Source organism: Swingsia samuiensis (genome assembly GCF_006542355.1).
In the GTDB taxonomy this organism is placed as follows: domain Bacteria; phylum Pseudomonadota; class Alphaproteobacteria; order Acetobacterales; family Acetobacteraceae; genus Gluconobacter; species Gluconobacter samuiensis.
On sequence record NZ_CP038141.1, the window covers coordinates 21,780 to 42,362 of the forward strand.

The following is a 20,583-nucleotide window of genomic DNA, read 5'->3' on the forward strand; positions in this document are numbered from 1 at the left end:
ATTCATCTCCTTACATAAATATCGCATAATATATATTATGCCAACTCATATAATAAAATATTAAACCTGAAGAACCATACCGTCATAAGCAGGCTCCACATTATCCGGTAACTCTGCACGTAACGTCATATAATCCATTTCTGTACCCATATGCGTCAGAATTGTATGTTTAGGTTGTATTTTCTCACGCCACTCCAGAACACGCTCTAACCACGCATGTGCCGGATGTGGTTGATACTGAAAACAATCTACAACCCAAGTATCAACCCCATGAAGCATATCCAACGCTTGCTCTGATAATGTCTCTACATCTGTACAATATGCAATGGCACCAAAATGAGCGCCAAGCGATGTAATACGTCCATGCCTTTGAGAAAATACTTTAAACCTTAGCTCAGGCAGCATAACCTCCTGATCTTCTTTTAGAATATGCTCCTCAAAAACAGGTCGATAGAACTCAGAACCATGCCACGGTGCAAAAGCATAACTAAAACGAGCTTTCAGCTCATCGAGAACTTCCTGAGTAGCCAAAAGCGGTAATGGAGCATTAATCATACGATTAATCGCTCGCAACTCGTCTAAACCACCAATATGATCACTGTGAGGATGCGTATATAAAACAGCATTCACACGGTTTAAACCACACGCCAACATTTGAGATCGGAAATCAGGCCCAGAATCAATAAGAAGACGAAACCCGCTGTCTGTCTCGACAACGATAGAAGACCGTGTTCGACGATTTTTAGGCTCCTCCGGGTCGCATCTTCCCCAAATGCCTGTGTCTGCCCCTTCTCCTCCCCCAATCATGGGAACTCCAGCAGAGCCTCCACAACCAAGAATAGTAACTTTCATACTCGAGTTCTTTTAAATAAATTATAAGCGTTTTTCGTGGTTAATTCCGCGATTTTTTCAACCGATATCCCCCGTTCCTGAGCAATACGAGCCGCTGTATAAGCAACATACCCGGGCGTATTCGGTTTTCCACGCTTGGGAACGGGCGCTAAAAAAGGACTATCTGTTTCAACCAAAAATCGATCTTCAGGAACCCAACGCGCAACCTCTCGAATTTCTTCACATTTGGGAAATGTCACAAGACCAGAAAAACTGAGATACCCCCCCAGATCCAACGCTGCTTTCGCCAGTTTATCACCCGAAGCAAAGCAATGAATCAAAAAAGGAAACTCTCCTTTTTTATGCTCATCACGCAGTATTGCAATCGTATCGTCATCAGCATTCCGCGTATGAATAACAAGCGGCAACCCCGTTTCACGGGCTGCTGCAATATGTGCTCTAAAAGATTCATGCTGTTCAGGACGTTCTTCTTCTGAGCTATGAAAATAATCCAACCCGGATTCTCCAATAGCGACAACCGACCGCGCCTCCGCCTTTCGTACAATCGCCTCTACGTCTGCTGGTCCTTCTTCTCCAACATGGTCGGGATGTGTCCCTATCGCACACCAAACACGTAAATCTGGTGTATCATATTGCGTCAGCCCAATTTGAGTATCAGCCTGAGAAAAGCGCGTTCCAATCGTAATCATCCCTTCCAAGCCAGATTCTTTGGCTTGTTCCAGCGCAGATGGAACATCTTCCAAACGGTCAAGATGGCAATGAGTATCAATTAATAACGTCATGCAGCATCCTCCACGAAGCGAGGGAATAATCCTACAGGTTTTGGCAATACACGGCCAGCAGGCAGTGGCGTATCTAAATCTTTAAAAGTACGTTCACTCTTATCAACACTGAGTTGAGTTAGCATTTTATCCATCGTGTCCGGCATAAAAGGCTGCAACATTGTTGAAATCGTACGAATTATATCAACCAATACACGCAGAACATGAGCCATTCTTTCTGGATCAGTCTTCTTCAAAGCCCATGGTGCTTGCCGATCAATGTAAGAATTTGCTGCACGGATAAGTTTCCAGACTTCTTCGAGAGCCTCTGTTATTGCTTTTCTTTCAATCTGTTCTGCCATAATGGTTGGCAAGACCTGAGAGACCGCCAATATCGCCTGATCGTCTTCGGTAAATGGCCCGTGCTCTGGAAGAACACCATCCAAATTCCGAGCGACCAAACTTAACGTCCGTTGGCACAAATTTCCTAAATCATTCGCCAGTTCAACATTAGTCCGTGTAATCATGGAACGACGACTAAAGTTTGAATCCCCTCCGAATGGAACTTCACGCATTAAGAAAAAACGCAATGCATCAAGACCAAACTCATCCGCCAAAGCTTTAGGGTCCAGAACATTCCCTAAAGACTTACTCATTTTTTCGCCTTCAACGGTCCACCAGCCATGAGCAAAAATACTTTTAGGCAGCTCTAAACCAGCAGCCATCAAAAACGCTGGCCAATAGACACAGTGAAAACGCGCAATCTCTTTGCCAACAATATGCAAATCCGCTGGCCAAAATGGTGCCCGTGGATCATTCATATTAGGGTACCCAACCGCTGTTAGGTAATTGGCCAACGCATCAAACCAAACATACATGACATGATCTGGATCATGAGGGACAGGAATCCCCCACTTAAAGCTCGTCCGGCTAATTGATAAATCCTTTAGCCCTTGCTTAACAAAGCTTTCAATTTCCCTGCGAGGACCATTGGGTCTAATAAAATCAGGGTTTTCTTCATACAATTTAAGAAGTTTATCCTGAAAAGCCGAGAGTTTAAAGAAATAAGACGGCTCTTTAACCTTCTCTACCGGCGCACCAGACGGAGCAACAAACGTACCATCTGGTTTTTTGACTAGTTCATCTTCCCCAATAAACGCTTCATCACGCGTGGAGTACCACCCCTCATAAGCACCAAGATAAATATAGCCATTTTCAGCTACTTTTTCCCATAAAGCAGATGCCGTTGCTTTATGGCGTTCTTCTGTTGTCCGGATAAATTCATCCGTTGAAATCGCCATATCGCGCTGCATCTGGCGAAATGAATCTGAAATTTCATCGGCATAAAGCTGTGTCGCTAAACCTTTTTGCTTAGCTGTTTGTTCAACTTTCTGACCATGTTCGTCCGTTCCACTCACGAACAAAACATCATCACCATTCAAACGATGAAACCGCGCAAGCACATCTGCTGCGATCGACGTATAAGCATGCCCAATATGAGGAGCACCATTTACATAAAAAATTGGAGTGGTGATGGTGAAACGCCGCGTCATACTTACTCGTTTTTCTATCGCTTAAACAAACCCTCAATCAAACAGCTAATTGCACTGCCTGACGTATTGCTTGAGCCTTATCTAAATTAAAACCTTCTGTCTGCCTTCTTAGCGTATCAAGCGCAATACACCTATTGGCAAACATATTAGAAATAGGCAAATCACCACGCTGTGCTGCTACGCGCGCCTGTTCTGCCCACCCTTCTCCTAACAAATCACAAAACAACGCGAAACCATCCACTTCACGCGCAATCTGATCAATCAAAACCATACTCTCTGTATTTATACGCCGTCCCGATAAAATCCCATCAACAAATCCAGCAATATGACCATCACGATCTTGAGATAAAAAAAGCGCACGCCCAGGAGACCCTTTTGCACGCCTTATAAGGTCCGCTGATAAATCAGGCAAAAGATCATGCATATCTTGGTCATTTAACGGAGATAAAGCCAAAGTGCGGCAACGGCTACGAATAGTCGGCAGTAATTTACCCGGAGAACTTGTCGTTAAAAAAAGAATGGAGTTTAAAGGCGGTTCTTCCAAAATTTTTAATAGCGCATTGGCTGCAAATCGGTTTAAAAACTCTGCTCCATCGACAATAACAACCCGCCATCCACCTTCTGTTGCCGTATGATGAAGAAAAGACTGCACCACACGCACATCAGACGCTGTTATTTCTTGGCGCAATCGACCCTTTTTTTCATCCAGACTACGAGAAATCTCAAGCAAATCCCCGTGCGTTCCGGCCGTAATTCTTCGCCCCGCTGGTGAATCTGTCTTTTCGCCTTTCAATAAAATACGCGCTAGGTGGAATGATAAAGTTGCTTTTCCAATCCCTGAAGGGCCTGTAATTAACCAAGCATGATGCATTCGCCCTGTATCTAAAGCAGAGCGAAACGTATTCTCTGCCTTAACATGCCCATATAACCGGAATGTGTGTCTAGGATCTTGCACGTTATGTCTTATCAAGACTGTTTTTTTCAACGCACCCTATAATCTTATTTAACAGCTCATTTTTTAAAGCACCAGCTTCCTGAAGAGCATCGAAACGATGCACCCGTTCTGGGTCTGACTTTGCGATTGCATCAAACCCTTCACTCACACGCTGATGAAAAGCTTCTTCTTGCCCCTCATACCGGTCCGTGGCGCCCCCTCTTTCTTTCAAACGAGCCAGTGCATCTTTTCTTGGAACGTCTAAAAGCAAAGTCAAATGAGGTTCAAAATCAACTAGATGCCGTGCTTTTTTGATAAACTCTAACCGCTTGGCTTCCCCTTTTCCAACACCATAACCCTGATATGCTAAAGTTGAGTCATGGAAACGGTCGCAGATAACAAGAGCACCACGCTTTAAAGCAGGTTTGATTAATCCATCTAAATGATCACACCGCGCTGCCATATGCCCCATAATCTCAGCACGCCATGAGAGTTCATCTTTGCCAAACAATAATAGATTGCGTATTGCCTCAGCCCCGGGGGTACCTCCAGGCTCACGCGTTAAGACAACTTCATGCCCTAAATCACTCAAAGCGGTAGCTAAAAGGCGAGCTTGGGTGGACTTCCCCACTCCTTCTCCGCCTTCTAGCGTAATAAACAAACCAGAAGATTTATTATGCAGGGCCATAACCAATACGCGTCAAAGCCCGCCCAAAAATACCTAACTTACCGACAGATTGCCCTGCTTGTAGCGGTAAACGCATATCCGCCATGCCTGGAGAGGAAATCACAATAGCCCCACATTCCTGCCCTTCAGCAATCGGTGCCATAACAGGAGACGGATAATCTACCGCAATATGCGAACGTTGCTGCCAACCTGTCGGCATCGTCATCGTGATATCTGTTCCGGCAATCAGCGGAACCGTTTTATGTGTACCCATCCAGACAGCAGCATGATCAACCACTTGTCCTTTACGGAACAACGTTGCATTCTCAAAATTAGCAAATGCCCATGCCATCAATCGCTCACCTTCATGAGCACGCTCATTGCTTGAAGATGTGCCATTAATAACAACAATTATACGGTTACCATTGCGATTTGAGCTAGCACATAGGCCAAAACCACCTGCATCCGTATGGCCTGTTTTCAGACCGTCAGCTAAGCCTTTATCAACCAAGACATTTCGATTGCCTTGGCGTATCTTATTAAAGAGAAACTCAGTCTCTCCAAAGAAATGATAATACTGCGGAAAATCACGGATTAAGTGCGCAGCTACCGTCGCTACATCTTTTGCCGACATATAATGTCCTTCAGCCGGCAAACCTGTTACGTTCATGAAGTGTGAATTTTCTAATCCTATCTTCGGCGCTTCTTCATTCATCATCGCGACAAAACGCTCTTCTGAACCGGCAACGCCCTCCGCCAGAACAATACACGCATCATTGCCAGATTGAATGACCATTCCCTGTATCAAATCCGATACAGCAATAGATTGCCCCAAAGGCACAAACATCTTTGAGCCTTGCGTACGCCATGCTTTTTCACTGACAGGAAGCTGCTGTTCGAGCTTTAAACGCCCAGTCGCCAACATGCCAAACACAATATAAGCAGTCATCATTTTTGTTAATGATGATGGCGCCATGCGTTCTTCTGCAGCTTTATCAAGCAGTACAGCACCAGTATTATAATCTAGAATATAAGCCCATCGAGCAACCGTATCAAACGGTCCTAAAGGGGTGTTTGCAGGCGTCCCCACTGGAGCCGCTACATCAGCTGCTGCACTGGCACCTTTTTTAGCATGAGCTAAATGACGATGCGGACGAGCTAAAGCCGTTAATGGCTCAGCCAACGAAGCACACGCTGCAAACCCTGCAGCACCACCACAAAAAGAGCGTCTAGTCCGCACGTTCATCCTCAGATATTTAACCTCTTCTTAGGCGTATCATTCTACGATGATACGCTCACCCTCTACACCACATCCCCTGGACTGCTCCAAGGCTTGATCTGCCTGAGAAATATTACCATATGGGCCGGATTTAACACTCCAGTTTAAGCCGCCCATGTCCATTTCTCGAACAACATTTCCGTTACACCGCAAAGCAACCTGTTCAGCTGTACCTTGTGTAGAAAATTTTCCTAACAAAAGATATAGACGATAAGATTCTATTGAACCTTGTGTCCATGTAAGAGGCAAATTTCCTAAACCCTTGGTATGCTGCAAAACTTTTGGGGAATTACTACCGTAAACAGTGACGCCTTTACTATCTAAATCCTGAGCCGTCACTTGACCTACTGGAGCAGCCTCCACATCCAATTTTGGTGCGCCAGATAATCCATCAATAATAGACCGACTTGCCACTTCGTCTTCTGTAATTTCAACAGGGGCATCATCTCCCATGCCCAGCAAATCAGCTGCTTTAGAAGAAAGGCCTATAATCCGATTTGACGTTTGTGGCCCGCGACGTATCAACTTCACCCGAACTATACGGCCGTTCTGTAAATTATGAACGCTCACAATACTCGGCAATTGTAAGGTCTGATGAGAGCCAACCATCTCTTGTGAAGTCCAAACCTCACCATCATCCGCTATGCTGGTTTGAGAGCTTTTGTCACGAGAAGCTATGCCAGTCGCATGGTAGCTAAACTGTTCATAAGGGTAAAACCAAGAATCCTTGCCTTTCCACCCTTTACCAAGCTGATAATGCGGATGAGCTTCCTGCTGGCTGGATATATCTTTATGACATCCAGCCAGAAAAGAGAAACAGCATCCTAACATCAAAAAATGATTACGCAGAGACAATGCCCGTTCCTAAAAGACCAACACCTAATGCATAATAATCTGAAGGATTATAACGACGAATCACGTTGAAATTATGGTAAACCATAAAGGCTTGTGTGCCGGGGCCATCTGGTTGCAAGACCGCTCCAACAACATCAGAACGCCCAAATGGCTGACCATCGCTGCGACGAACCCCTAGGCTCATCCATTCACCTAACGTCTTTTTCTGATTACGTCCGATTTGGCTCTTATCGAATGGCTGTGTCAGGTTAATTTCCTGCCCCCAAGGCTCATTCCGTTGCCATCCGCATTTACCAAGGTAATTCGCAATAGACGCAAAAACATCAGCCTGAGATGTCCAGATATTCCGTTTACCATCTCCATCTCCATCTGCCGCATAACGCAAGTAAGCGCTTGGCATAAACTGAGGCTGGCCCATCGCACCGGCATAACTTCCCATCATGCCTTCTGGAGAAATATCTCCATCATTTAAAATATGGAGCGCTTTCATAAGCTCTGTCCGAAAGAAAGCAGAGCGACGACCATCATATGAAAGGGTTGCCAAAGCATCAATCACAGAGAATGTGCCCGTATGAGCGCCAAACCCTGATTCCAGCCCCCAAATCCCCATAACGGCACGATCATCACACCCAAACCGAGCACTTTCTTCACTCATAACGTTTTGAACGCCAGCATATATCTGCCGTCCCTTATCAAAACGTGACTGAGGCAAAACGCGGTCTCTATATTGAGCCCACGTTAAAGTAAATTCAGGCTGATGGCGGTCCAGCTGAAGCACTTTTGCATTGGGATGGGGCGATAAACTCAAAGCCCTTGATACAATAGCCGAAGAAAGCCCTTGTGCGATGGCTTGCTCTCTTATGCTATCAAGAAAAGCATTATAAGATGGCTGCGCTTGAGCGGCTTTTCCGATAGCCGCAACACCTACTCCTACGGAGAGTACGGAAAGAAATTTACGTCTTTGAAGCACAGGCATCAGTCTCCAATGGCAAAAAATGCAACATACACCGCTCTAGCAATCTAACAGCACGATCACTAGCCTTAAAATGAGCAGAATTTGAAATTGAAGCGATAAAAGTGAATATTGATGATTGTTCGATAGTTAAGAACATGCGAAATGACCCTTACTATGACCCGAAATGATCGTCTGCCGTGTTAACCATCGGCCCCGCCATGGCAGCACAGCCGATGTGGCTCAAATCTGCTATTATCATCATAAGCACATTTATTCTGGAAGATGTAGCTACCGTTCTTTCGGCTATCGCTGCACACTCAGGATATATTAGCTTTTTTGTGGCCTTATGTTCCCTCTGGGCAGGAATTGCCTTAGGAGATATTGGATTGTATGGGCTCGGAAATGCCGCGGCCCGATGGCCTTATCTACAAAGGTTTATTACCCTTCCAAAACGGAAACGAACTGAAGGATGGTTTGCCAATCATATTATTCGTATCGTTGTTATTTCACGCTTTATCCCCGGGGCACGGTTACCACTCTATACAGCCTGCGGTTTTTTTAAAGCGCCCTTCCTTACCTTTGCTCTTTCGGTTATTTTCGCCACATCCATTTGGACAACCTTTTTATTCTTCCTCAGCTCACATATTGGAGGGTGGATTTTAGGTCATATGGGAGAATGGCGGTGGCTCGGCCTCGCTGGGCTTATCTTTTGTATTATCGCAGTCGGGCGCCTCATCGCTCGTCATCAAACAATGAGCTAATCACTTTATGAGATCCAAAGAGGTCAACCCAACACCCCTATCTCTTTTTGAGTTCTGGCCTGGGTCCGTTTTTTACACCCCTATCGTGCTTTACTGGATTGTCATGGGGTTAAAATATCGTGATTTTAGTACCCCAACAGCTGCAAATCCTCGTATTGAAACAGGCGGATTATGTGGTGAGCAGAAATCATCTATTCTTGATATGGCAGGCCAAACAGCCAAACAATATATAGCACCATATGCTGTTTTCAAAAGCGGTGAAGGATCCTTCCAGCGCGCTCAGCATGCAATGGCTCGCATCAATGTTCAATTCCCTGTTGTGATTAAACCAAATATCGGCTGTAATGGGACTGGCGTAAAACTCGTTCAATCGCTTGAAATTTTAAAACAAACCCTCTCTCTTTTTCCTGACAATGTTGATCTTATGGTTCAGGAGCTCGTCGATTATCCAATAGAAGTGGGTGCTTTTTATATTCGCCACCCAGACCAGGAAAAAGGGTATATTTCTTCCCTCACTTACAAAGAAACACCGGCTCTTCAGGGAGACGGACAATCCACCCTGAAACAACTCATCATGCATGACCCACGCATGCAACATATTCCCCACGTATATTTACCCCGCATCGCAGGCTTGGAAGAAACAATTCTTCCCGCAGGTGAAAAAAAATCGCTGGTTTTTGCGGGCAACCACTGCAAAGGCTCGATTTTCCGAGATGCCCGTACCGATCGAACCGTAGAGCTAACGGAATGTCTTGATGCCATTATGAAAGATATTCCAGACTTTCATTTTGGCCGCATTGATTTAAAGACGCCTTCTATCGAAGACTTAAAGCAAGGTAAAAACTTAAAAATTATTGAAATTAATGGCGTGGGTTCAGAAGCAATCCATATCTGGGATCGCAGAACAACAATATGGGAAGCTTATCGTGCTCAATTTTCCCATTACAGGCAAACATTCATCATTGGCGCCAAAAACAAATCTAGAGGATGGAAAACCTCAGGAGCCTTTAATATGCTCTTTGCTTGGAGAAAGCAAAAGCGCCTCTTAGCCTCCTACCCCACCAATGATTAAAAAAGCACTATTGGCCTAGTTTGCCACCGCCAAAAATATAATTACTCACTTGTTGCTCTAAAGACAGCTGATCTTGTGTGTCTTTAATAACTGCCCCTGTAGCAAGTATATGTGATCCCTCTTTGCCGGGATGGATCTGCAATGCATTATCGGATGTCATGGTAGGAGAGCCTATTCCTACCGCGGTATCGACAGGAAGATGAAGCCTCTTATCAACTGTAAATGTAACATCTGCCATTTGTGTTGCAGGGTTTAGGTCGATAGACTGAACTCGCCCGACGGTTACACCGGCAAGACTAACATCTGCTCCTGATTTTAAGCCATTCGCAGAATTAAACTGAGCATGTAAAGTTGCAGATGGTATTCCATTTCCATCTCTCATCTCTTGGCTATAAACAAGGAAAAGGCCGGCAACGACAAGCACTAAACCACTTGTCAAAATAGCGCCTCCACGCCCCCTATATCCTATGCTCATCTTTACCCCAGTTCAAAACACGCGTTTAAAGGTCGTTTAGTCAGCTTTAATACTGTTATCAAGGTTGCGTATTATACGATCATAAGGCAAGTGGTTTCTTTTCTTTCTGGTCGTGCAAATATAATGACGCTTTTTCAAGCTCTCATCCTCGCGATTATCCAAGGGATAACAGAACCTTTCCCTATCAGCAGCTTGGGACATGCGGTCCTCTTACCAAGTGTGCTCCATTGGAACTTGGATGAGCACTCTCCTTTATTTCTTCCCTTCTTAACGATGTTGCATGTTGGAACTTTAGTCGCTTTGGCTAGCGTGTTCTGGAAAGACTGGGTTGCCATCCTCAAGGGAATCTTTGGTTCTTACGGCCAGCAAAACCAGCTTGAATCGATTCGTATTGCAGGCCTTCTCATTATCGCAACTCTCCCAGCCGTTCTGATTGGTGGGATATTTGAACATCTTTTAAGAGCGTTCTTTGGGGCTCCTCTCGCCGTGGCGGGATTTCTCGTTTTGAATGGCCTCTTACTCATCTCGACTGAATGGATTCGCCAATATCGTGCGCCAACAGACTACAAACCCATTTCTTCTCTATCGCCTAAAGACGCACTTATTATTGGGCTATGGCAATGCTTAGCTTTATTTCCCGGCCTTTCGCGCTCCGGCGCTACAATTAACGGCGGCCTATTAAGAAATCTTGATCACGAAACATCTGCTCGTTTTTCCCTTCTTCTCGCTCAACCTATTGTTTTAGCGGCAACCGTCCGAGAAGCTTGGCAGATCAGGCACATGACAATTTCTCATGATATGCTGCTTCAGTCTATTTTGGGCGCCATTCTCGCAGGAATAACAGCTTGGGTGTGCTCAATCCTAATGCTGCGTTTTTTCCGAAACCATGACCAATGGGCACTGAAGCCTTTCGGTATTTATTGCATGATTGCGGGGGTTGCTGCCGGGATCCTCATTATTTTTTAACTTTCACATTCCTCATGATAAGACCATGGTAAAGAATGCCGGCACCATCTAAAGAACATACTCCAATACCTTCAAAATCTCGTCAAAAAACAGTTGAACAAATTTTGACGGAACATGAGGCCTGCGGGTTAAAACAAAGCTTAACCGCAACACAACTCACAATGATTGGTATTGGCTCGACCATTGGTGCTGGTATTTATGTGATGACAGGAACAGCCGCAGCAGAATATGCAGGCCCATCCGTTCTCCTGTCTTTTATTATTGCCGCTCTCTCGTGCCTGTTTACAGCATTCTCATATGGTGAGTTAGCCTCAACCCTTCCTGTCTCTGGCTCTGCTTATTCCTACGCATATATCTCTATGGGAGAAAAAACAGCTTGGATTGTTGGGTGGCTCCTTTTACTTGAATATGGGATTTCCTGTGCAGCTGTTGCGGCAGGTCTTTCAGGATATACAACGTCTTTATTCGCCGTATTTGGCCTTCATATCCCATCTTTTCTAACACAATCCACCCTACAGCCTCTTGCAGGGTCTGATGGGGCTATCATTACAGCCGGCTGGCGTTTTGACCTCATTGGTTTTAGCGCCATTATGATCGTTACAGCCCTACTCGTTAAGGGGGTTCAAGAATCTGCGCGGATTAATACAGTCATTGTTACTATAAAAGTGGGTGTCTTAATCCTGTTTGTAATTCTTGGCTTTCACGCCATTAACCCCAATAACCTGCACCCTTTTATCCCAACAAATGAAGGCGGATTTCATTACGGAATAAAAGGTATATTCCGCGCTGCTTCTGTTATCTTTTTTGCATATGTTGGTTTCGAAGCGGTCTCTACTGCCTCTTCCGAAGCCAAAAATCCAACCCGAGATGTCCCTCTCGGGATTATCAGCAGTCTTATCATTTGTACGGTGGTTTATATCATTGTCGCCGTCGTTTTACTCGGTATCGTCCCTTATCAGAAACTAGACGTGCCCGACCCACTCGCGATTGCTGTTACAACCATGCATATTCCATGGCTTGCTTTACTCATTAATGTAGGAGCGACTATCGGCCTGTGTTCTGTCTTGTTAGGCCTCATGTATGGGCAATCTCGTATTTTTCTTACCATGAGCCGAGATGGCCTTATTCCTAAAATTTTTGGTATTATTCACCCTCATTTCCGCACGCCATGGCTTGGGACCATCAGCCTTGGCATTGTTGTTGCTGTGATAACCGCCACCCTGCCAATTGATATTATTAGTGACCTTGTTTCCATCGGCACAGCTATTGCTTTTGCGATTGTATGCTTTACCGTCATATGGCAACGCAATACACGGCCTGACATTCAGAGGCCATTCAGTGTCCCTCTCGGCGGTTTTACAATCCGTGGTTTTTGGATTGGAATAACCCCTCTTCTGGGAATTATTTTTTGTATTTTAATGTCCCTTCCACTGATCATCGATATGATACGCTCTATTTTCAGCGGAAACCCAGTCCCTTTAATTCTTCTCATCACCTATATTGGATTGGGTATTCTTACATATGTTTTTTATGGCTACCGCAATTCAGCGATGAGCCATAAAAAACAATAACTCTTATTTTCCTAATGGTGGCGTCCCTGGCCCCATATAACTACCAGGCCCGGGGCGTTCTATTGGTGGAGAGAACCAGTCATCCGCCAACCCCTCGCTCCCTGGTTTAGGAGGCATCATTGCAAAACGGGTCCGCGGCAATGATTCTGGGCATTCTTCTTTAATACGTGCAATAATTTTTTCACGGATATCACACCGCAAATCCCAGCTCTGCAAAGCATTCCGTGCGCTTGCGATAATACGCACAGCCATAACTTGCGCATTACAATCCGAAACTTGTACGTCAAAAACCTTTCCATCCCATAAAGGCGATGTACGAATAATTTCATTCAGCATTTCTCGGATTCTATCCATTGGGGCTTGGTAATCGAGCCAAAGAAAAACCACACCGATGATAGCCGCTGAATTGTGCGTCCAGTTTTCAAACTGGTTTTCCAAAAAATATGAAATAGGCACAATATGCCGGCGCCAATCCCATACACGCAACACTACATAAGTCGCGTTAATCTCTTCTACCCAACACCAGTCACCATTAATGATAACCAAATCTTCCATACGAATGGGCTGAGTAATAGCAATCTGTACACCTGCAATCAGGTTAGTTAACAAACCACGTGCAGACAAACCTACAATCAAAGACGCGGCCCCGGCGGACGCAAACAAAGACACGCCATACTGCTTAACAGACGGAAATAGCATCAACGCAGATGCAACCGTGATAATACCGACCATAATTTCGGTTAAGCGCCGTAATACTCGTATCTGTGTTTGATGTGTACGAATCATAATATCATCTGTTTCGTCTTTAGACGACAGACGATTAAGATAAGCTTCCGTCATGTGCCGGAAGACAATAATCATTGAAAACCCGAAGGTAAGCACCAAGACAAAAAGCAAAAACAGCTTAATGTCCTGCTCACTTTCATACGTGAACCCCGTTGCAGCAGGAAGAGCTGCCAACATCGCTAAAAGTGATGTCAGCAGTTTAGCAGGACGACGTAGAGCAGAAACAATAGTACGTATTAAAGCGACACTACGTGACCCTGGGACCCGCAAAATTAAGGCGACAACAAGATTCCCGCAGTAAAATCCCAAAATACCCACTATGACCAACATCAAAATGGAAACAATTGATGGTGGCAGCCACGTGAAATACGACCTTATTGCAAACAATGTACTAACAAAATGCTGCGACACTTAGCAGTAAACTCCACGTGGTAATGATTGAGATGAGTGAGTGCCATATCAGATATAGCAATTATAAAAAATCTACACCCAAAAACTATACACTCGTGTCATTAACGTGTTGACACTTCAACGGATCCCCCGTAAAAACCCCTCCAACGCTGAAAAACAGCACGATGGCGGTGTAGCTCAGTGGTAGAGCAGGGGAATCATAATCCCTTGGTCGGCGGTTCAAATCCGTCCACCGCTACCATTTATTCATGAAAATTTGATTTGGCATAATGAAAAAGCCTCTTGCTGTCGTTACGATGATATATAACGAATCAGAACATCTTCTGACATGGCGACGTCATTACAGCGCACAAGTGGGCGAATCTGCGTGTTATATTGTTGATCACGGATCGAGTGATGGCTCAACTCAGAATCTAGGCTCCATTAATGTTATCCGTATCCCACGCTCTCCTCAAAATGATGAAAAAAGAACCCGATCTATTGGAAAGTTCTGTGAAAGCCTTCTAGAGTGGTACGATAACATTATCTACGTGGATGTAGATGAACTCCTTCTGGCAGATCCGGCGTTATACCCATCCCTCACCCATTTTGCTCTGGCAAATAACGCGCCAATTGTTACCGCAACTGGGTTGGATTTTATTCATATTCCAGATGAGGAAGACGACTTAGATTATACACGCCTTATTTCGCCTCAACGCAATTATGTACGTTTTTCAAGTGCCATGTGTAAGCCATGCCTCATCCAAAAAGCAGTAACATGGTCTCCTGGTTTTCATTCGTGCTCTGAAACACTTCCAAATTTAAATACACCTTTATATCTCTTTCATCTCAGATATGCTGATTTGCAAACTGGCCTCCAAAGATTACAGCGTACACGTACTCAGCCTTGGCATTCAGACACAGCTGGCCAACATCAAAGAATAGATAATGATGCTTGGGAAAACATGTTACGCAATATGGCTGCTTTGCCTAAAGTTGACGTAACATTTGATGAGAACGATCAACGTCTCAAAAACTGGCGGAAAGCTGTAGAAGACAGTTCAACAAGCCGCCAAAATGATCTTTACAAACTTGATCTCAACCTTAGCGGGACCGAGCTCTGGCATATCCCCGATCGGTTTATTGGAAGAATATAATCCGAGATACTCTTTGCGGATTATATTCTTTCCCTTTTACTCTGCGTCCTTAGGAGCTGTTTCAGAGATATAATGTGCTGGGGGCTGTTCTGCTACTGGCACCTCATTCATTGAAGGCTCTCCTCCTCGCCGGAAGGAAGAATCTTCATCCAAACGTTCGCTCCGCATTTCACGACGTTCTTCAAAAGCACGCTGCCGCTGTTGTTGACGCTCTGTACGCTCTTGCTGGCTTTGTTGAGCGGCTTGATTCATTGCATTCAGAATACGAAAGTAATGTTCTGCATGCTGAAAATATGCTTCAGCAAGAATACGATCACCCGTTCCTGTCGCATCGCGACCAAGTTGAAGATATTTCTCAAACAGCTGTTGGGCCGTTCCCCGAACTCTTAAATCTGGGCCATTGCTATCAAAAACATGGTTACGATTTAAAGGTGTCTGGGAGTTTCCACTACGTGATGCCCCACCACCTGTACGATGATGCCGGCCTCTTATACGCTTCATATTCATCGACCCGTGATGCACTTTCCTATGGCGATCATGATCTCTCAAAAACTTGAGAGTAAACGCACCGTTATCTGAAAAGACGTTTGTTTATCTGCTGTAGCTGGAACAAAGCCAACTCATCCATTTGTTCCTAGCCATCAACAAAGAGACGGATAACAGGAACATACTTTATGTAGAAATTTTTCCACACCAAGAACGTCCTTTGTATCTCACATCAACAATTATATTTCAACCCAAGCTTTTACTTACTTCCCTATAAATTGCAGCACAAGCGCCCGAGGAATACCGCCTAAATCATTCTGCCGTAAAACTTCTTTGAAACCCTGCCGCTGCCCCAACACGCAAACATCATCAATTTGATCAACCCCGACTTCAAACACAACATACCCATTCGGGGTCAAAACACGGGGAATATTTTCTAACAACACACGATAAGCATCCAACCCATCCTCCCCACCATCCAAAGCACGGGCAGGTTCATATGTTGAAACTTCTGGCATTAAACCTTCAATATCAGCACTTTTAACATACGGTGGATTAGAAAAAACGAGGTCAAACTGCCCTATCATCGGGCTTTCCCAATGCGCTGCAACAAAAAAACTTCTCGTTGCTAAATGATTTCTCTTCGCATTTTTCTGAGCCAAGCTTGCAGCTTCTGGAGACAAATCAATCCCCACCCCCCAAGCATTCACATATTCTGACAAGGCAGATAGTAAAAGACATCCTGTCCCAGTCCCCAAATCCAAGAAAGACATATCCTTTTGTTTGTCTGGAATAATCTTTAGAACTGCTTCTATTAATGCTTCACTATCTGCTCGAGGAATCAACGTTGCTGGTGAAGTATAAAAATCTAACGTCCAAAAACCCACTTCGCCTGTAATGAAAGCCAAAGGCTCATGCTGAGCACGCCGCATGACCAGATTTTGATATTTTTCTTCGTCTTCGAGAGAAACTGACTTTACCAAAAACAAAGAACCTAAACCTTTTTCCAATACCCAACTTAATAGCAAGCGTGCTTCTCGACGGGCATCTTCAATCCCTGCTTTCTCTAAGATCGTAGTCGCATGATGCAATAATTTATCTTTTGGAATCATTTTTTCTAATAACCTGCTATACTGGCCCAATGAGATACAAACGTGCGATCCTCTTTTCTGCCCTACTTATGGGATGCTCTATGCACCCAGCGTGGGCACAGTCAGTTCCTTCATCGACCTTCACAGTCATTGACGAGCGGGCATCAGAAGAAGTTTCTGAAGTGTCTCGCCTGTATGTGAACGGTAACCTCGTGGCGACTTTCCATCTTGATTTAAATAAATCCCGTGAAGTGAAAGAAATCCCCTTACCGGCTGGACGCTCCGATGTTGATTACGCTCTCTGTGGGGAAATTACCATTACGCGTAATGGCCACACAGAGACCCATGAAGTAAGCAGTGCCGGTCAACTCCATCATCCTGAAGGTCATGTGCTTGACGCCGTTGGAAGTCGCAATTTCACAGATTTCTTCTTAATGGACTACAACGATTCAGCCGTTGCCACACATCGTCAAGGACGTGCAGCCGTCTGTGCTACCCCTAGCTCGTAAACCTTAAAAACCCTCGGCAGCCAAAAGAGCCGTTTGCTCTTCTCGCGTTAACGCATCAATAATCTCAACAAAATCTCCGGCCATAATCCGATCAATCTTATATAATGTAAGATTGATCCTATGGTCGGTAACGCGGCCTTGAGGAAAATTATATGTTCTAATCCGCTCTGACCGATCCCCTGTTCCTACCTGCGAACGGCGATCAGCCGCACGTGATTCATGCGCTGCTGCACGTTGTTGCTCATACAACCGGGCACGCAAAATCTTTAAAGCTTTTGCTTTATTTTTATGCTGACTTTTTTCTTCCTGCATCGCCACAACAAGGCCAGTCGGCATATGCGTAATACGAACCGCACTTTCAGTCTTGTTCACGTGCTGCCCACCTGCACCAGAGGCACGGTACACATCTATCCGCAAGTCGTCATCATTAATGGTCACATCCACTTCTTCAGCTTCTGGTAAAACAGCCACTGTGACAGTTGATGTGTGAATCCGACCCTGACTTTCTGTTGCAGGCACACGCTGAACACGATGAACGCCGGATTCATATTTTAATTGCGCAAAAACAGACCGACCAGAAATAGTCGCCATTCCTTCTTTTAGCCCGGCAACCTCGTTTTCTGAATATTCCATCACCTCAAAACGCCAGCCATGATTTTCTGCAAACCGTCGGTATGCATCAAATAATTCAGCTGCAAAAAGCCCTGCTTCATCTCCTCCTGCCGCAGGACGAATTTCCAAAATAGCGCTTCTTTCGTCAGCCGCATCTTTCGGCAAAAGAGCAATCTTTAAATTATGCTCAAGCTCAGGAATTTGGTCTTCAATTTCAGATAATTCTGATTGAGCTAACTCTTTCATCTCAGGGTCAGATAAAAGAGCTTGCGCGTCTTGCTTTTGTTTTTCTGCTTCTCGCCACGCTTGAATAGATGCAACGACTGGCTCTAATTCGGCATATTCTCGTGATAAACGCGTAAACTCATCGCCCGCTATTTCACCAGAAGCCATGATTGCTTGCAGTTCTTCCGAACGAGCAACAATCCGCTCTAACCTTTCATCAAATACCAAACTCATACGGCTTCTCTCAAAGCTGAAACAAGATGATGAATGGATATCTCTTTCTGATCGCGTACTTTTAGATCACGGAGCTGCACAATTTCACGCTCAATTTCTTCATCACCGAGAACAATAGCATGTGACGCACCAGACTTTACGACACGCTCCATTCTTTTTTTCATATTTCCGCGTGTCTCAATCTCTACATTCAACCCTGCAGAACGGAGCATTCTTGCTATGGAAGCCCCTTTTACTAGAGCAGAATCTCCCATTGGCACGATCGCTATCCCAGCTGGCTCTTCAGGAATCTGATCCAGCAAAAGAGCTAAACGCTCAATCCCCGCAGCCCAGCCAATTGCCGGAACAGAGGGGCCACCCATTTGCTCGACCAAACCTTCATAGCGACCACCAGCCAACACCGTACCTTGAGCCCCCAATTTGGTCGTAACAAACTCAAATGCTGTGTGGCTATAATAATCCAACCCGCGCACAATTCTGGGGTTTTCAACAAACTTGACACCAAAAGCGTCTAAATACCCACGCAGGTCATCCCAGAATTTACGTGACTCATCATTCAGATAATCAGCAAATTTTGGTGCGTCATTCAATAACGCTCGATCCTGTTCAGACTTGCTATCCAAAATACGAAGAGGATTAACCTCTAAACGTAATTTACTCTCGTCCGACAACTTATCGACATGTTGCTTAAAATACTCAACCAACGCGTCACGCCAAGCTTGACGTGACGCTATATCACCAAGTGTATTAAGCTCTAAAACAACATGTTCTTCTAACCCAAGTCCTTTAAGAACATCATAAGCCATGGTGATGATTTCTGCGTCACGCAAAGGACCATCTGCTCCCAATAATTCAGCTCCAATCTGATGGAACTGACGGTACCGCCCTTTCTGAGGGCGTTCGTAACGGAACATGGGACCGTGATAAAAAACTTTTTGAGGCAGCGTCTGAGTTAAACCATTTGAAACCAAAGCCCTGCAAATTGAAGCTGTATTTTCAGGGCGAAGCGTTAAACTTTCCCCACCGCGGTCTTCAAAGCTATACATTTCTTTCGACACAACATCAGAAGTCTCCCCCAATGTGCGTGAGAAAACCTTGGTATCTTCAAAAACTGGAGTGCTCCACTCTTCAAAGCCATACGTCTTAAAAACCTGACGCGCTGTTTCCACAACATGGTGATGACGACGCATCGTCTCACCAATCAAATCATGTGTGCCGCGTGGGGGTTGTAATCCAGCCATTAGTTATTCACCGGATCCATTTTCTTTGCTGTTGTGGCATCTTCTTTGCCGGCTTCAATTGCTGCAACTTTAGTCTCAACCAAATCAACAATATGTTCAATCATATCCTCTGCGGGCATCGTATGGTCCTGCTTACCAGCTGCATACACCATGTGTCGCCCTGACCCACCGCCTGTCACGCCGATATCTGTCATCAGCGCCTCGCCAGGGCCATTCACCACACATCCAATAATAGAAAGCGTCAAAGGTGTTTTAATATGCTGCAAACGGTCTTCTAAGGTCTGGACTGTTTCAACAACGTTAAAACCTTGGCGCGCGCAAGATGGGCAAGAAATAATCTTCACACCACGATGACGAAGCCCCAAAGATTTTAGAATATCCCATCCAACTAATACCTCTTCTTCTGGAGCAGCAGAAAGGGATACGCGCATTGTATCTCCCACTCCAGCCCATAAGAGGTTACCAAGCCCAATCGAAGATTTTACTGTACCAGCACGTTTAGAGCCCGCTTCGGTAATACCAATATGAAGGGGATGATCGCTACAATCGGCAAGTTGTTGATAGGCCGCTACGGCCATAAAAACGTCCGAAGCCTTTACGCTAATCTTGAATTCATGAAAATCATGATCTTCAAGAATTTTAGCATGCTCAAGAGCACTTTCAACCAGAGCCTCTGGGTTAGGCTCTCCGTACTTTTCAAGCAGATGCTTTTCCAAAGAACCCGCGTTCACACCAATACGAATAGAACAGCCATAATCTTTAGCGGCATTAACAACTTCACGTACCCGATCAGAACTACCAATATTGCCTGGGTTAATACGCAAACAGGCAGCCCCAGCCTTAGCAGCTTCAATTGCACGTTTATAATGAAAGTGAATATCGGCCACGATTGGCACATTCACCTCATGCACAATCTCTTTCAAAGCTTCCGTACTGGCTTCGTCAGGGCAAGACACACGAACGATATCAACCCCCGCCAACTCAGCACGACGAATTTGTTCGATCGTGGCCTGAGCATCTGATGTCAGCGTATTCGTCATCGTCTGAACAGAAATCGGCGCGTCACCACCGACGGCAACATTTCCTACATGAATCTTGCGTGATTTGCGTCGTTCAATATGCTGATAAGGACGATATCCGCTCATGGTTTA

General features: G+C 45.0%; 21 protein-coding genes and 1 tRNA gene. 7 read left to right on the forward strand and 15 right to left on the reverse strand.

Annotated elements, in window-relative coordinates; translation table 11 throughout:
- Positions 1 to 60 precede the first annotated feature (60 nt).
- The 8 genes from E3D00_RS00080 to E3D00_RS00115 are packed head-to-tail and all read right to left on the reverse strand — an operon-like array spanning position 61 to position 7,871.
- On the reverse strand, positions 61 to 852 hold the full coding sequence (locus E3D00_RS00080) for an MBL fold metallo-hydrolase (protein ID WP_141458815.1): 792 nt from the start codon (positions 850 to 852) through the stop codon (positions 61 to 63).
- Complete coding sequence (locus E3D00_RS00085) at positions 849 to 1,634, reverse strand: TatD family hydrolase (protein ID WP_141458817.1); 786 nt, start codon at positions 1,632 to 1,634, stop codon at positions 849 to 851. Before E3D00_RS00085 ends, E3D00_RS00080 begins: the two co-directional genes overlap by 4 nt.
- The gene (metG, locus tag E3D00_RS00090) at positions 1,631 to 3,166 is read right to left on the reverse strand and encodes a methionine--tRNA ligase (RefSeq protein ID WP_141458819.1); all 1,536 of its coding nucleotides are present in this window, start codon (positions 3,164 to 3,166) and stop codon (positions 1,631 to 1,633) included. The genes E3D00_RS00085 and metG overlap by 4 nt, the downstream gene beginning before the upstream one ends.
- Positions 3,167 to 3,203: 37 nt before the next feature.
- A complete protein-coding gene (locus E3D00_RS00095) occupies positions 3,204 to 4,121 on the reverse strand; it encodes a DNA polymerase III subunit delta' (RefSeq protein ID WP_141458821.1) in 918 nt (305 codons plus the stop codon).
- A gap of 1 nt (position 4,122) precedes the next feature.
- A complete protein-coding gene (tmk, locus tag E3D00_RS00100; protein ID WP_141458823.1) occupies positions 4,123 to 4,788 on the reverse strand; it encodes a dTMP kinase in 666 nt (221 codons plus the stop codon).
- Entirely contained in the window at positions 4,775 to 6,013 is a 1,239-nt protein-coding gene (locus E3D00_RS00105; protein WP_141458825.1) for a D-alanyl-D-alanine carboxypeptidase family protein, read from the reverse strand. Before E3D00_RS00105 ends, tmk begins: the two co-directional genes overlap by 14 nt.
- Positions 6,014 to 6,043: 30 nt before the next feature.
- Positions 6,044 to 6,901: a septal ring lytic transglycosylase RlpA family protein gene (locus E3D00_RS00110; protein ID WP_246091440.1), complete on the reverse strand. Its 858-nt coding sequence runs from the start codon at positions 6,899 to 6,901 to the stop codon at positions 6,044 to 6,046.
- A complete protein-coding gene (locus E3D00_RS00115; RefSeq protein ID WP_141462305.1) occupies positions 6,888 to 7,871 on the reverse strand; it encodes a lytic murein transglycosylase in 984 nt (327 codons plus the stop codon). The genes E3D00_RS00110 and E3D00_RS00115 overlap by 14 nt, the downstream gene beginning before the upstream one ends.
- A gap of 203 nt (positions 7,872 to 8,074) precedes the next feature.
- Here E3D00_RS00115 and E3D00_RS00120 point away from each other — a divergent pair, with 203 nt between their 5' ends.
- A complete protein-coding gene (locus tag E3D00_RS00120) occupies positions 8,075 to 8,617 on the forward strand; it encodes a DedA family protein (protein WP_181441969.1) in 543 nt (180 codons plus the stop codon).
- A 7-nt stretch (positions 8,618 to 8,624) separates the two neighbouring features.
- Positions 8,625 to 9,689: an ATP-grasp domain-containing protein gene (locus E3D00_RS00125; protein WP_141458829.1), complete on the forward strand. Its 1,065-nt coding sequence runs from the start codon at positions 8,625 to 8,627 to the stop codon at positions 9,687 to 9,689.
- Between the two features lie 7 nt (positions 9,690 to 9,696).
- On the opposite strand, the gene E3D00_RS00130 is transcribed toward E3D00_RS00125, so the two are convergent.
- Positions 9,697 to 10,164: an MlaD family protein gene (locus E3D00_RS00130; RefSeq protein WP_141458831.1), complete on the reverse strand. Its 468-nt coding sequence runs from the start codon at positions 10,162 to 10,164 to the stop codon at positions 9,697 to 9,699.
- A 123-nt stretch (positions 10,165 to 10,287) separates the two neighbouring features.
- On the opposite strand from E3D00_RS00130, the gene E3D00_RS00135 reads away from it, so the two are divergent.
- A complete protein-coding gene (locus tag E3D00_RS00135; RefSeq protein WP_141458833.1) occupies positions 10,288 to 11,130 on the forward strand; it encodes an undecaprenyl-diphosphate phosphatase in 843 nt (280 codons plus the stop codon).
- Positions 11,131 to 11,165: 35 nt separating this feature from the next.
- Positions 11,166 to 12,701: an APC family permease gene (locus E3D00_RS00140; RefSeq protein WP_141458835.1), complete on the forward strand. Its 1,536-nt coding sequence runs from the start codon at positions 11,166 to 11,168 to the stop codon at positions 12,699 to 12,701.
- A 3-nt stretch (positions 12,702 to 12,704) separates the two neighbouring features.
- Here the strand turns inward: E3D00_RS00140 and E3D00_RS00145 are convergent, their stop codons facing one another.
- Entirely contained in the window at positions 12,705 to 13,898 is a 1,194-nt protein-coding gene (locus tag E3D00_RS00145; protein WP_141458837.1) for a mechanosensitive ion channel family protein, read from the reverse strand.
- Between the two features lie 166 nt (positions 13,899 to 14,064).
- Between E3D00_RS00145 and E3D00_RS00150 the strand changes: the two genes are divergently transcribed.
- Together E3D00_RS00150 and E3D00_RS00155 are read left to right on the forward strand one after the other, a co-directional pair.
- Positions 14,065 to 14,139, forward strand: a tRNA-Met gene (locus tag E3D00_RS00150).
- A 28-nt stretch (positions 14,140 to 14,167) separates the two neighbouring features.
- Positions 14,168 to 15,034, forward strand: a complete 867-nt coding sequence (locus E3D00_RS00155; RefSeq protein ID WP_141458839.1) for a glycosyltransferase family 2 protein — start codon at positions 14,168 to 14,170, stop codon at positions 15,032 to 15,034.
- Between the two features lie 36 nt (positions 15,035 to 15,070).
- Here the strand turns inward: E3D00_RS00155 and E3D00_RS00160 are convergent, their stop codons facing one another.
- Positions 15,071 to 15,541, reverse strand: coding sequence for a DUF4167 domain-containing protein (locus E3D00_RS00160; RefSeq protein WP_246091441.1), 471 nt, complete (start codon positions 15,539 to 15,541; stop codon positions 15,071 to 15,073).
- A gap of 242 nt (positions 15,542 to 15,783) precedes the next feature.
- Positions 15,784 to 16,632: a peptide chain release factor N(5)-glutamine methyltransferase gene (gene prmC / locus E3D00_RS00165; RefSeq protein WP_141458841.1), complete on the reverse strand. Its 849-nt coding sequence runs from the start codon at positions 16,630 to 16,632 to the stop codon at positions 15,784 to 15,786.
- A 29-nt stretch (positions 16,633 to 16,661) separates the two neighbouring features.
- On the opposite strand from prmC, the gene E3D00_RS00170 reads away from it, so the two are divergent.
- Positions 16,662 to 17,120, forward strand: a complete 459-nt coding sequence (locus E3D00_RS00170) for a hypothetical protein (protein ID WP_141458843.1) — start codon at positions 16,662 to 16,664, stop codon at positions 17,118 to 17,120.
- A 3-nt stretch (positions 17,121 to 17,123) separates the two neighbouring features.
- On the opposite strand, the gene prfA is transcribed toward E3D00_RS00170, so the two are convergent.
- Genes prfA through ispG form a run of 3 tightly spaced genes read right to left on the reverse strand, consistent with a single transcriptional unit; the run spans position 17,124 to position 20,577 of the window.
- Positions 17,124 to 18,185, reverse strand: a complete 1,062-nt coding sequence (gene prfA / locus E3D00_RS00175; protein ID WP_141462306.1) for a peptide chain release factor 1 — start codon at positions 18,183 to 18,185, stop codon at positions 17,124 to 17,126.
- Between the two features lie 2 nt (positions 18,186 to 18,187).
- Complete coding sequence (gene hisS / locus E3D00_RS00180; RefSeq protein WP_141458845.1) at positions 18,188 to 19,432, reverse strand: histidine--tRNA ligase; 1,245 nt, start codon at positions 19,430 to 19,432, stop codon at positions 18,188 to 18,190.
- Positions 19,432 to 20,577, reverse strand: coding sequence for a flavodoxin-dependent (E)-4-hydroxy-3-methylbut-2-enyl-diphosphate synthase (ispG, locus tag E3D00_RS00185; protein ID WP_141458847.1), 1,146 nt, complete (start codon positions 20,575 to 20,577; stop codon positions 19,432 to 19,434). The genes hisS and ispG overlap by 1 nt, the downstream gene beginning before the upstream one ends.
- Between the last annotated feature and the right edge of the window lie 6 nt (positions 20,578 to 20,583).

What these genes read in the sequence shown, in the direction of transcription:
- E3D00_RS00080 (WP_141458815.1), bottom strand. Translation starts at nt 852, where the DNA reads ATGAAAGTTACTATTCTTGGTTGTGGAGGCTCTGCTGGAGTTCCCATG.
- E3D00_RS00085 (WP_141458817.1), bottom strand. Translation starts at nt 1,634, where the DNA reads ATGACGTTATTAATTGATACTCATTGCCATCTTGACCGTTTGGAAGAT.
- metG (WP_141458819.1), bottom strand. Translation starts at nt 3,166, where the DNA reads ATGACGCGGCGTTTCACCATCACCACTCCAATTTTTTATGTAAATGGT.
- tmk (WP_141458823.1), bottom strand. Translation starts at nt 4,788, where the DNA reads ATGGCCCTGCATAATAAATCTTCTGGTTTGTTTATTACGCTAGAAGGC.
- E3D00_RS00105 (WP_141458825.1), bottom strand. Translation starts at nt 6,013, where the DNA reads ATGAACGTGCGGACTAGACGCTCTTTTTGTGGTGGTGCTGCAGGGTTT.
- E3D00_RS00120 (WP_181441969.1), top strand. Translation starts at nt 8,075, where the DNA reads ATGGCAGCACAGCCGATGTGGCTCAAATCTGCTATTATCATCATAAGC.
- E3D00_RS00125 (WP_141458829.1), top strand. Translation starts at nt 8,625, where the DNA reads ATGAGATCCAAAGAGGTCAACCCAACACCCCTATCTCTTTTTGAGTTC.
- E3D00_RS00130 (WP_141458831.1), bottom strand. Translation starts at nt 10,164, where the DNA reads ATGAGCATAGGATATAGGGGGCGTGGAGGCGCTATTTTGACAAGTGGT.
- E3D00_RS00135 (WP_141458833.1), top strand. Translation starts at nt 10,288, where the DNA reads ATGACGCTTTTTCAAGCTCTCATCCTCGCGATTATCCAAGGGATAACA.
- E3D00_RS00140 (WP_141458835.1), top strand. Translation starts at nt 11,166, where the DNA reads ATGCCGGCACCATCTAAAGAACATACTCCAATACCTTCAAAATCTCGT.
- E3D00_RS00155 (WP_141458839.1), top strand. Translation starts at nt 14,168, where the DNA reads ATGAAAAAGCCTCTTGCTGTCGTTACGATGATATATAACGAATCAGAA.
- E3D00_RS00160 (WP_246091441.1), bottom strand. Translation starts at nt 15,541, where the DNA reads ATGAATATGAAGCGTATAAGAGGCCGGCATCATCGTACAGGTGGTGGG.
- prmC (WP_141458841.1), bottom strand. Translation starts at nt 16,632, where the DNA reads ATGATTCCAAAAGATAAATTATTGCATCATGCGACTACGATCTTAGAG.
- E3D00_RS00170 (WP_141458843.1), top strand. Translation starts at nt 16,662, where the DNA reads ATGAGATACAAACGTGCGATCCTCTTTTCTGCCCTACTTATGGGATGC.
- hisS (WP_141458845.1), bottom strand. Translation starts at nt 19,432, where the DNA reads ATGGCTGGATTACAACCCCCACGCGGCACACATGATTTGATTGGTGAG.
- ispG (WP_141458847.1), bottom strand. Translation starts at nt 20,577, where the DNA reads ATGAGCGGATATCGTCCTTATCAGCATATTGAACGACGCAAATCACGC.